This window comes from Streptococcus sp. CF8_St5-17, assembly GCF_024295665.1.
In the GTDB taxonomy this organism is placed as follows: Bacteria; Bacillota; Bacilli; order Lactobacillales; family Streptococcaceae; genus Streptococcus.
Map to the genome: position 1 here is coordinate 1 of NZ_JANCOU010000014.1, position 11,569 is coordinate 11,569.

Below are 11,569 nucleotides of genomic sequence, written 5' to 3' on the forward strand. Positions count from 1 at the left end.
TGAGCTTGTCAACTCTTTCTATTATACCTACTTTTTGACGCTTGTCAACTGGTTTGAATTATTTTTTATAAAAAATTTTTTCTATTTTTTTCTTTTATATTAATTACTGTTAAAACAACTTACTTTTTATATAAGAAAAAAACACTATATACTTTTTATTGTGAAATAGGAAAAATCATGATCAAAGTATAAAACAAAAAGCCCACTGTTGTAGGCTTTCTGTATCATATATCTTAAAATTAAAGCATCTTGTTGTAGAATTCAACGATAAGTGCTTCGTTGATTTCTGGGTTGATTTCATCGCGTTCTGGCAAACGAGTCAATGAACCTTCCAATTTTTCAGCATCGAATGATACGAATGCTGGACGTCCAAGAGTAGCTTCAACTGCTTCAAGGATAGCTGGAACTTTCAATGATTTTTCACGAACTGAGATTACTTGACCTGGAGTTACGCGGTATGATGGGATATCAACGCGTTTTCCGTCAACAAGGATGTGACCGTGGTTTACGAATTGACGAGCTTGACGACGAGTAGTCGCAAGACCAAGACGGTAAACTACGTTATCCAAACGACGTTCCAAAAGAAGCATGAAGTTGAAACCAAGGATTCCGCCTTTGATTTTTGTAGCTTGTACAAACAAGTTACGGAATTGTTTTTCACCTACTCCGTAAGTGAAACGAAGTTTTTGTTTTTCAGCCAATTGCAAACCGTATTCTGACAATTTAGAACGGTTGTTTGGTCCGTGTTGTCCTGGTACGTAGTTACGACGTGCCAATTCTTTACCTGTACCTGTAAGTGAAAGGCCTAGGCGACGAGCTTGTTTCCAAGATGGTCCTGTATAACGTGACATATGTATGTCCTCCTAATATAAATAAAATTTCGGCGGAAATAGTCACTTAGAAAGCCCTGATTCGTGCAGATGCCCTTCGCCTAAACAGCCAAGGTTACTTGTTATAAGACACCTGTTGACGAGCTTCATGCTTTCCTGCTGCTATTTCACACAAAGGCTATTGTATCATGAATCTGTCGATTTGTAAAGAGATTTTACGCCTTTATTTCAAATTAAGGCAGAATGTGAACTTGCTTCCTAAGCCATACTGGCTTTCTGCTGTTATTTCACCACCTAGTTGATGAGCTAGTTCTCGCGCAATCGCAAGTCCTAATCCATGGCCACCTGTCTTCATATTACGCGACGTTTCTACACGATAAAGTCGGTTAAAAATTTTTTCCAAATCTTCAGGAAGAATACCTTGACCCTCGTCTTTCACACTGATTATCAGTTCTTCTTCTGTTAATTGGGCAAGAACCTCGATTCTGGTTCCTGGTTCTGAATATTTAAAGGCATTGTTTAACAAATTGACCAGAATACGAGAAAGTTTGTCATAATAACTCTTGATTTTCGCCGACTCAGGTGATACTTGAATGTAAACATCCCGCTCCTCTTGTTCAATCTGGAGTTGAAATTCACTCATTGACTCAATCAACAGCTGATCTAAAAAGACCTCTTCGACTTCTTCATCAGCAGTATCTTGAGGTTGTGTGTTAAGAGTCAAAACATCCAATTCCTCCACTAGTTTGTTTAGACGCTCAGTTTGCCGACCAATCGTGGTTAAATAATGGAGTCGTTCCTCTTCCTTGATTACTCCATCAAGAATTCCTTCCACAGTAACCTGAATGGAGGTAATGGGTGTTTTAATATCGTGAGAGAGCTGAGCAATCATCATTCTTTTTTCTTGCTCACTCTCATCAAGTGATAGAAAAGTAGCCTGCAAATTGTGGGACATGTCATTAAAAGCCTGGCCTAGCTCTTGAAATTCTATCGGCCCTTTGGTTTCAATTTCTGTGCTAAAATCTTTACCAGCTATATTCTGAGCTTGTTTTTTCAAATGTTTCAGAGAAGAGAAAACGGGCGACAAAAGAAAGATGCTCACTGCAGCGCCAATGAAACTTGCAATCAAGGTCATTCCAACCAGAAAGTAAACTTCACTTTTATCAATTAACATTCGTTGGATTGCCCAGAAAACAACCAAAATCGTTAGTAGAGTCGAAACTAGATACCCCACTAAAATATAGCTTTTTAATTTCATTTTTTTCCTCTCGGTCTTTCCATCTTATAGCCCAATCCCCAAACAGTTTTGATAGCAGGAGTGTTTAAATTCGTATACTTACTCAACTCTTGTCTCAAAGCATGAATATGAACATTGAGTGTATTGGTATCATCCACATAATCCTCTTGCCATACCTTCTCGTAAAGTTCAGTTTTTGAAAAGACTCTCTCAGGATTGCTGGCTAATATCCATAGAAGTTCAAAAGATTTCACTGTCAATTCCAAAGGCTGTTCCCCAATGCGAACCTCATGAGTCACATGGTTGATCACTAAGTCACCAAACTCAATCTGCTCGGTCTCTCCGCCACGACTAAGACGGCGTAAGATATTATTCACTCTTAAAACTAATTCCCTTGGGCTAAACGGTTTAGCTATAAAATCATCTGCCCCCAAACTTAATCCATAAATCTTATCCTGTTCGCTTGTCTTAGCAGTTGTAAAGAGAAAGGGTTGATCAGGAGCAATATATTGAACTTCGCTGATGAAATCATAACCGTTCATATTAGGCATCATGATATCCGTGATAATGAGATCGATAGATTTTTTTCTAAAAAGTTCTAATCCTTCCTTACCGTCATGGGCAACTAAAACATCGTAACCTGCCTGCAAAAGATAGCGATTTTGAATATCTAGAATATCTATCTCATCATCAACCAACAAAATTGTCTTTTTCATCTGACACTCCTTTGACAAAAACAGTGTTATACTTGCTTTAGTATAACACTATTTTCTCTAATGTTTAAGTGATTTGAATCTTAATCTTCTCGTTTCGTTTTCCAACCCAAAAATCCAACAAGACCTGCCAAGACTAGGCCAAGGGCTCCAAGTCCAGCTGTATTCGTTTGAGCTTCACCAGTATTTGGTAGCATCGGTTGCCCATCATTTTTCCTAGTTTCAGCCATGGAATCACCCATTCTCATCTCTGAAGCTTGGGCTTCCTTCATCATATCCTTCATTTTGTTCATTGAATCTGACGTAGAAGAAGGCATTGCCATCTGATCGCCTTGAGGAGTTCTGGACATCATTTCTAATCCATGAAGTCGAATCGTTACTTGACGAGTAGCAACCAGATTGGTCAAATCAGGTTTGCCATCTTTAGAGCCATACACCTTGATGGTAGCTAGATATGTTTGGCTTCCGTTAGCTCGAAGTTGCTCTAGCAAGGCCTGACCATCTTTACCAACCGTATTACCATTCAAATCTACTTCGTAGAAATATTGGCCTTTAGCCAAGCCTTCAAGTGGTAATAGAGCAGGATTTTTTGCTGTTCCATTGTCTGACCATGGGGCCTTGTCAGAGGCTTTCAAGATAAGGCGGGTCAACATTCCATCTCCACCAAAAGCTTCGTAAGGAATGACTTGGTTGACACCGGCTGTGAATGGGCCTGGGAAGTTAGCCTTGTCCAAGTAAGTGGCTGGGACATCTACTGTGTCTTTGGTGTTGTCAGCCACACCTTTTTGCACCTCAGCTGGTGTGGTCAAACCATTCAAATTAACAGTCAAATCTTTAGTCGCTACGAGATTTGTTAAGTCAGGTTTTCCATCTTTAGCCCCGTACACTTTAATAGTAGCTTTATAACTTTGCGTTCCATTTTGTTTTAAAAGGTCAAGAAGCTCTTTATCTGATTTACCTTGAGTACCTGCCAAATCTACTTCATAGAAGTAGAGGTCTTTGCCCAATTTCTCTACTGGTGGGAGGGCAGGATTTTTAGCCGAACCGTTGTCTGACCATGGAGCCTTGTCAGAGGCTTTCAAGATAAGGCGAGTCAACATGCCGTCGCCAGCGAAGAATTCGTATGGAATGACTTGGTTGACACCAGCTGTAAATGGTCCTGGGAAATTGGCTTTGTCAAGGTAGCTAGCCGGGATGTCTACTGAGTCTTCGGTGTTATCAGCCACGCCTTTTTGTACTTCAGCTGGGGTAGTTGCTGGTTGCGCTTCACTTACGTCACAATCTTGCCCAGAAACTGTAGACGTAGGACCTTCTACAGGTTTAACTGCATCTTCTGTTTGTTTCTTAGAGTCAGGTTGTGCTTGCACTTCTTCTTTTGGTGCTACTACTGGATCTTTAGCATTTGCGTCCGCTTTTTCTGGAGAGCTTGTAGAATCCAAGCTTACTTTAGATACTGTGTCTGATTGTTCTGAAGGAAGAGCTACATCGACTGCTTTTTTTAGAGCCTCTGCTGGTAAGTTGCTCTTTTCACTCACCGAATCTGCATCTGGCACGACTTGAGCAGTGGTCGGATTGACCACATCAGCACGCGCAGAACTTGGTTGTCCGACCAGGACAAAGAAGCCACTAGCTACAACAACTGAAGCAACACCGACACTGAGACGGCGAATAGACCAACGAGTATATCTCTGATTTGGATTGAATTTCATAGGATTCTCCTTAGAGTTTTCTTTTTTTGATGACTCTAGTATAATCTCCTAAAATTAAAAAGGATTAAGAAAAAGTTAAAATTTTTCTTAAATCCCTCTTATAAAATACTTATATTGACTCAATAATCTTTTTCTTCTACTCATTGAGGCGTGCTAGATTATCCAAATATTGGTTATTGATTACTGCCATCATATAGCCATCAGCTTTCAAAAGATCATCTGGTCCAAATTTAACATCTAAGGGAGCATTTTCGTAGTCACGAAAACCAAGGATATTGAGATTGTATCGTCCTCGAAGGTCCAGTTGACTTAGGCTTTTGCCTGACCACGATTGTGGAATTTTCATCTCGACAATGGAGACATTCTTGTCCAACTGAAAGACGTCTACGCTATTATGAAAGAGAATCGTTTGAGCTAATGAACGACCCATTTCATACTCTGGTGAAATAACAGAGTCTGCACCGATTTTTTCAAGTACTTTTTTTGCTGTATGACTTTTAACCTTAGCAATAACAGTTGGTACTCCTAGACTCTTGCAATGCATGACTGCAAGCACACTAGATTCTAAATTTTCCCCAGTTGCCACCACAACTGTATCGCAGGTATCAATTCCTGCTGAGAGCAAGAGCTCTTCATCTGTGATATCTCCAACAACTCCACGTACCAAGACTGGTTCAAATTGATTGATTCGCTCCTCATGGTCGTCAATAGCGATAATATTTATATCATGCTGAGCGAGAGTTGTAAGAACACTACTCCCAAAAATACCCAAACCTAAAATTCCAATTGTCCGATCCGCCATAGTTTATCCTTTCTTATCCTATAGTAATGTCCGCTTTCATATAGTGGATTGTATCTTTCTTATCTGGTTGATACTCAGCCAAACTAACTAACAGTGTGAGTGGCCCGATCCGGCCAATAAACATCAGTAGCATGACGACGCTAAGAGCTAATTTACCTAACTCTGGTGTCAGATTAGCAGTTACTCCAACCGTAGCAAGTGCTGAAATTGTTTCAAACATGATGTAGATAAAGCGCGGATTCCCTTCTGCTGTTATTCCTAGTAGGATTAAACCCGATAAAAAAGTTATCAAGAAGATAATAAAGACACTGAATGATTTTTGGACTGTCCGAGGTAAAATTGTTCTCCGAGCTACATTGGCATGGGGTAATCCTAAAAGTTCACTGCGTGCAAATACTAATAATACAAAGAAGGTTGTGATTTTAAGCCCCCCAGCTGTTCCACCAGGCGCCCCACCGAGAAACATTTGTAAGATATAAATCATCAAAGTAACAGGCCGAGCCTGGGTGTAATCAATAGAAGCAAAACCTGCCGTTCTCATACTAACTGTTTGGAAAAAACTGACTAGCAATTTATCAGGGATGCTGAGATTGCCAATCGTTCCCGGATTGTTCCACTCTATCAAGAGGGTTGAAACTGTTCCAGTAAATAAAATTCCAGCTGTCAAGAAGAGAACCAACTTGGTATGGAAGCGAAGCCGACGTTTTTTCTTGCTCAACTGCGTGGCCAGGTCAAACCAAACCATGAACCCTAGACCGCCTGTGATGATCAAAGCAGCAAGCACTAGATTAATCAAAGGATCAGTTTGAAAAGCTACTAAACTTGTACTTCCAAAATTATCAAAACCAGCATTACAGAAAGCTGAAATAGCTACGAAGATAGAGGTAAAAATTCCTCGGCCCCAACCAAATTCCGGAACAAAACGAAAACTTAACAGGAAGGCTCCGAGTCCTTCAACGATAAAAGTCGTCAAGAAAATCGAACGTATGAAAACCATTAAAGAATGAGTTTCTCCATAACTAAAGCTCTCCAGAATTGTTTCACGGCTACGAAGACTTAGCTTTTGCTTACTTTGAATATAAAAGACCCCTATAAAGGTCATGAGACCCAAACCACCAATCTGGATCAAAAACATACAGATTAACTGACCCCAGATGTTATATGTAGTAGCTACTGGTTGAGTAAAGAGTCCCGTCACACAGACCATGGATACTGCTGTAAAGAGATGGTCGAAATAGGTCGCTTGGGAGCTTGTTGCTTGCACAAATGGCAGACTCAAAAGGAGAGAGCCTGCGAAAATAACCAAAGCAAAACTTAAAAAAATTCGACGAGCAGGTGATAAACGTCCCAAGGTCGTGTTTATTTTTTCCGAAAATGATTTGAATAACATAGTTACATTGTACCATAAAAACAATTAAAGCAGTCACATATGACTAACGATTTCAAGACAGAGTTCTAAGGCCTTGTCAAAAGCTTCTGAACCCCAATCGCGCTGGTCATAGTTATCAAGATCTGCCAATGAATCAGCCGTGAACAGCAACTCACCCCAGACTGCACCGCGAAGTTGAGCTACTGCTGCTAATGCAGCACATTCCATCTCCACAACTGCACAGCCTTCTTCCTTACGATAGGCAACTTTTTCAGCTGTTTCTCGGTAAAAACCATCTGTCGTCCAGGTCATGACTTCCTCATAAGGAATACCTCTTTGTTCCAAGACTTGCTCAATGGCAGAGATAGCCTCAATCTGCATCTCCATATAACGAGAAGGCGCTACATAGTGGTAGCTGGCCCCCTCATCTCGCAGAGCGCGAACAGGGACGAGAAAGGCATTTTCCTCTATATCGGCTAGGACTCCACAAGTACCAGTGGAAATGATTTGCTCCACACCATAGCCAATCAACCAATCCATAAACTGGGCCGCTGGAGCGGAACCGACAGGCGCTTGGGCCAAACACACTTTTTCACCTTTGTAGTCCATGACATAAACCGGGTAGGTCTTAGTGGCAGAAACAAACTCCCCTACGCAATCTGCTTCTACTTCCTGAGCATAGCGGTCAATCTCTTCTTCCAAAAATGCATAGATGCACTTCTTTGGTAACTGTAAATCCAAGCCTTCGTGATTGGGCATAATGACTGCCTGAGGATTATCGTCAAACTCTAAAATAGGAATAGCATGTTTTTGAATCATAGAATACCTCCTCTAAATTTTTACTATTATAACAAAAGCCAAACGAAAGTCAAGACGGGAGGCTAAGTCAAATTATAAAAAACCTACCTTAAGTAGGAAACAACAATTAAATGCTATTTTCCTAATGGTAAAATTGCTATATCTTAGGAATTATTTTATAATAGATTGAATTTAAAAAAGGAGAAATCTTATGAAATTCTATTCATACGACTATGTTCTAAGCCAAATCAGTCAACAGGATTGGGTCATGATTATTGTGTCGACGCTCTTAGTGATTGTGACTGGATTCTTTGCATTTAAGGCTTTCAAAGATAAAAGAGGGAGTAAGTTCCGTGAATTATCGCTCATTTCTATTTTGACGTTAATTGCTTTTGTATTGATTAGCATTACGAATCTTCAAAACAACCAATCCAATGATAATCAATTTCGTAGTTCCTTGCACTTCATCGAAATTGTATCAAAAGAGTTAGGTGTTGATAAGAAAAATGTTTATGTCAACACATCAGCAGTGACTGATGGGGCGATTATTAAAGTAGGTGACAATTTTTATCGTGCCATTAGTGGGACTGCCCAAGATAGCTATTTATTAGAAAAGATGGAACTCTATAAATCAGATGTGGAACTCGTGGAGGTTGAAAAATGATAAGCTTTTTTGCTACAATTGCAATTAAATTAGCCTTGGGGCTACTTTCTCTTGTTTTTGTTATTAACGTAACAGGTAAAGGAAATTTAGCACCAAGTTCTGCAGTAGATCAAATCCAGAACTTTGTTCTCGGGGGTATTATCGGTGGGGTTATCTACAATAGTTCCATCACTATCATCCAATACATTGTTATCCTCATTATTTGGACTATTCTCATTTTACTCCTCAAATGGTTGAATACCAATGTTTCCTTCATTAAACATCTGATTGACGGAAAACCTACGATTATCATTAAAAATGGAACATTAGATCCAGAAGCCTGTCGCTCAAAAGGTCTAGCTGCTGCTGATGTTGCTCTTAAATTGCGCGCTCAAGGAATCTTTCAATTAAAGGATGTCAAGAGAGCTGTGATTGAGCAAAACGGACAACTAATTGTCGTAAGAATGGGTGACGAGAATCCTAAGTACCCAGTCATCACAGACGGTGTTGTCCAAGTTGAAATCCTAGAAACCATTGGCAAAACTGAAGAGTGGTTAATGGATGAGTTAAAACAAGAAGGTTTTGAAGAAGTCTCTAATATCTTTATTGCTGAATATGATAAAGGTCAATTGAATGTTGTAACCTATTAAAAAAATAAACTGATGCTTTTTGTATCAGTTTTTTGCTTTTTAGCATAAAAGGGTATATACTTAAATTAGTATCTGATGTAATTTAGATAATACAAAAAATTAACGGAGGTATCCCCCATGTCCATCGAAGAAAAATTCAACCAAGCTAAAGGTTCTGTCAAAGAAAGTTTTGGTAAACTTACTGGCGATACTAAAACTCAAGCGGAAGGAGCTGCAGAAAAAGTAGCTTCAAAAGCTAAAGAAGTTGCTGAAGATGCTAAAGAAGCTGTCGAAGGTGCAGTATCTGGCGTAAAAAACATCTTTAAAAAAGACGGAGAATAATTCTTTCTCATCCTAATATCATAAAAATCTCCCTTCTCTTTCGAGAAAGGAGATTTTCTTTTATGGTCGTCCATCAGGAGCGGGACCTCCAGGGCTACCATTCCCTTGAGGGCCACCGCCAGGTGCCCCTCCGCCTCCAGGCATAGAATTGACAATCTCAGTTTGTTTTTCACCATTGAGATAGATATCTCCGCCTGTGCAGGTCGCTGTTCCATCAAAGTCAAAACCAGTTTGACCAGTCATTTTGATGGTTCCTCCATTAACTGTAATATTACCATTTGAGTCAATTGGATCCGTGTCCCCTTGACCAACTTCAACCGTCAAGTTCCCACCATTCATAGTGAAGAAAATTTCACTTTGTTGAGCATTTTTGTTGGCTGCATTGACACCATCATCCGTTGAATAGATGGCGATATCTCCACCGTTGATAGTGATTGACTTACCTTCAAGCCCTTCTGTAGAATTCTTAACGGTATAGGTACCACTATCAATAACCAAATCACCTGATGCGTGGATACCATCGTCCCCTGCAGTAACAGTGATGGTATTATCAGAGAGATACATGGTTCCTACAGATGTGTCCTCATCATTGTCGACCTTAACTCCGTCTTCCTTGGCATCGATAGTCATGGTTGTGCCAGTAATATTGAGTTCATCATTGACATTAAAAGCATCTCCGACTGCTGTGATGTTGTAGGTCCCGCCTGTGATGTGAAGTGTATCGTTGGCCTTAATACCATTGTTTTTCTTACCATCTACATTGAGAGTTCCTTTACCATTGATGGTCAAGTCCACTTTAAAGAAGAGGGCAGCATCAGCTTTTTCATCACTATTAGAAGCAGAATCTGAGAGGCTATTAGTTGTGCCATCTGCTAGAGTTAGGTAAACATGACCAGCTGATGTTGCAGAAATAGCTGCATTGGTATTGGTCATGGTCACACCCTTTAGTACGATATGTACATCATCAGAATTCCCAGCTTCGATCTTGATTTGAACTCCATCAGATTGACCAGAGATCACATAGGTACCTGACTTAGAGATTGTAACGGTAAATCCTGATACGGCCACTCCATCACCTGATACCATCGCCGTTGATCCTGACAAGGTTACAGTTGCGGCTGCCTTTTCATCATAGGAAGTATCGTAGTCCTTATCTGTGAAATAGTTAGTTTTCTTAGCATCTGTAGTGGATGTAGTTGTTGCAGCACTATTGCTTGTATTTGAAGTTGACTGGGTACAAGCTGTTACCAGTGCTAGAGTTGCTATACTCGTTAATAAGAATGTCCATTTTTTTGCTTTCATGCTCGTTTCCTCGTCTTTCATTTACATGCTCTTAGTCTACGTGACTTTCCTAAAACAAGCCTAAACTTTTTCTAAAAGTTTTCTTAACCCCATCCGAACTTCATTAATAATCATTGCTTATGGTACAAAAAAGAACAGCATTTCGCTGTTCTTTTAATTTTCTTTGACCGGAATTTCTTTGATAACTCGTGCTGGGTTGCCTGCCAAAACTACATTATCACCAAAAGATTTAGTAATGACAGCTCCTGCTCCTGCAACAACGTTATCACCTAGTGTAACACCTGGAAGGACAATAACCCCACCACCTGCCCAGAAGTTCTTGCCGATTGTAATTGGTTTCCCAAATTCTAAACCTGAATTTCGTTCATCTGGATCCAGGGGATGAAGGGGTGTTAAAAATTGGCAGTTAGGACCAATCATAGCATTGTCGCCAATGGTAATGGGACAAACATCTAGCATGGTCAGATTCCAATTGGAATAGAAATTTTCTCCCAAATGAATATTGACACCATAATCCACTACCAAACGAGTATTGACATAGAGATTTTCACCAGTTGAACCAAACCATCCTTTGATGATTTCCATACCTTTTATTGGATCGACTTCTTCATTAAAGGAAGCTTGCTTTTGTCGTGCTGTTAGTGCTAGAGCACGAAGTTCTGGATCGAACGGGCGATAGGGTTCTCCGGCAATCATTTTTTGGTATTCACTTTTCATATCTTGATATCCTTGCTTGTTTTACAAGATTGTAGCATAGTTCTATCCTTAAAACAAGCAGCAAAGAGATAAAAAAACTAGTACATCTTTGGATGTACTAGTTTTTAATTAGAAAGGTGACTTTCTCACTACTTTACAGAGTTGTTTAGTCTTCTTTCTTTTTACGGGCAATAAGTCCAAATCCACTCAAGACACCTACTAAACCAAGAGCAGCAAGGCTAGCATTATCCTTAGTACCTGTGTTTGGCAATTGAGGAGTATTTTCCTTAGCTGGAGCCGGTTTAACTGGAGCTTCTGGTTTTTCTGAATCTGGAGTTGGTTCTGGATCTGGAGTCGGCTTTGGATCTGGAGTTGGTTTCGGATCTGGAGTTGGCTCTGGATCTGGAGTTGGTTTCGGATCTGGAGTTGGCTCTGGATCTGGAGTCTTAACCTTCTCATAAACGTGCTCTGTGTCACCGTTTGGCAACTTCTTAGTTTC

Annotated in this window: 13 protein-coding genes; 3 read left to right on the forward strand and 10 right to left on the reverse strand. The window is 40.0% G+C overall.

Annotated elements, in window-relative coordinates; genetic code table 11:
• Nucleotides 1-239: 239 nt before the first annotated feature.
• The 7 genes from rpsD to NMM19_RS08270 form a co-directional block, all read right to left on the reverse strand.
• Complete coding sequence (gene rpsD, locus NMM19_RS08240; RefSeq protein ID WP_004253981.1) at nucleotides 240-851, reverse strand: 30S ribosomal protein S4; 612 nt, start codon at nucleotides 849-851, stop codon at nucleotides 240-242.
• A 202-nt stretch (nucleotides 852-1,053) separates the two neighbouring features.
• On the reverse strand, nucleotides 1,054-2,088 hold the full coding sequence (locus tag NMM19_RS08245; protein ID WP_178895516.1) for a cell wall metabolism sensor histidine kinase WalK: 1,035 nt from the start codon (nucleotides 2,086-2,088) through the stop codon (nucleotides 1,054-1,056).
• Nucleotides 2,085-2,783, reverse strand: a complete 699-nt coding sequence (locus NMM19_RS08250) for a response regulator transcription factor (protein ID WP_178895517.1) — start codon at nucleotides 2,781-2,783, stop codon at nucleotides 2,085-2,087. Before NMM19_RS08250 ends, NMM19_RS08245 begins: the two co-directional genes overlap by 4 nt.
• Before the next feature lie 80 nt (nucleotides 2,784-2,863).
• On the reverse strand, nucleotides 2,864-4,489 hold the full coding sequence (locus NMM19_RS08255) for a fibronectin-binding SSURE repeat-containing protein (RefSeq protein ID WP_178895518.1): 1,626 nt from the start codon (nucleotides 4,487-4,489) through the stop codon (nucleotides 2,864-2,866).
• Nucleotides 4,490-4,625: 136 nt separating this feature from the next.
• Nucleotides 4,626-5,291 carry a TrkA family potassium uptake protein gene (locus tag NMM19_RS08260; protein ID WP_178895519.1) on the reverse strand — a complete coding sequence of 222 codons (666 nt, stop codon included), beginning with the start codon at nucleotides 5,289-5,291 and terminating at the stop codon, nucleotides 4,626-4,628.
• Between the two features lie 13 nt (nucleotides 5,292-5,304).
• Nucleotides 5,305-6,681 (reverse strand): TrkH family potassium uptake protein, encoded by a 1,377-nt coding sequence (locus tag NMM19_RS08265; protein ID WP_178895520.1) that lies wholly within the window; start codon nucleotides 6,679-6,681, stop codon nucleotides 5,305-5,307.
• Between the two features lie 33 nt (nucleotides 6,682-6,714).
• Nucleotides 6,715-7,479, reverse strand: coding sequence for a nucleoside phosphorylase (locus tag NMM19_RS08270; RefSeq protein WP_178895521.1), 765 nt, complete (start codon nucleotides 7,477-7,479; stop codon nucleotides 6,715-6,717).
• A gap of 190 nt (nucleotides 7,480-7,669) precedes the next feature.
• On the opposite strand from NMM19_RS08270, the gene NMM19_RS08275 reads away from it, so the two are divergent.
• The 3 genes from NMM19_RS08275 to NMM19_RS08285 all read left to right on the forward strand — a co-directional run bounded on the left by NMM19_RS08275 (nucleotide 7,670) and on the right by NMM19_RS08285 (nucleotide 9,072).
• Nucleotides 7,670-8,122, forward strand: coding sequence for a DUF3290 family protein (locus NMM19_RS08275; protein WP_178895522.1), 453 nt, complete (start codon nucleotides 7,670-7,672; stop codon nucleotides 8,120-8,122).
• Complete coding sequence (locus NMM19_RS08280) at nucleotides 8,119-8,751, forward strand: DUF421 domain-containing protein (RefSeq protein ID WP_074324953.1); 633 nt, start codon at nucleotides 8,119-8,121, stop codon at nucleotides 8,749-8,751. Before NMM19_RS08275 ends, NMM19_RS08280 begins: the two co-directional genes overlap by 4 nt.
• A gap of 117 nt (nucleotides 8,752-8,868) precedes the next feature.
• A complete protein-coding gene (locus NMM19_RS08285) occupies nucleotides 8,869-9,072 on the forward strand; it encodes a CsbD family protein (RefSeq protein ID WP_006151004.1) in 204 nt (67 codons plus the stop codon).
• A 60-nt stretch (nucleotides 9,073-9,132) separates the two neighbouring features.
• Here the strand turns inward: NMM19_RS08285 and NMM19_RS08290 are convergent, their stop codons facing one another.
• The 3 genes from NMM19_RS08290 to NMM19_RS08300 form a co-directional block, all read right to left on the reverse strand.
• On the reverse strand, nucleotides 9,133-10,374 hold the full coding sequence (locus NMM19_RS08290) for a carbohydrate-binding domain-containing protein (RefSeq protein ID WP_178895523.1): 1,242 nt from the start codon (nucleotides 10,372-10,374) through the stop codon (nucleotides 9,133-9,135).
• A gap of 153 nt (nucleotides 10,375-10,527) precedes the next feature.
• On the reverse strand, nucleotides 10,528-11,091 hold the full coding sequence (locus NMM19_RS08295; RefSeq protein ID WP_178895524.1) for a sugar O-acetyltransferase: 564 nt from the start codon (nucleotides 11,089-11,091) through the stop codon (nucleotides 10,528-10,530).
• Nucleotides 11,092-11,236: 145 nt separating this feature from the next.
• Nucleotides 11,237-11,569: LPXTG cell wall anchor domain-containing protein (locus NMM19_RS08300; protein WP_254730855.1), on the reverse strand; the 333-nt coding region annotated here is incomplete at its 5' end.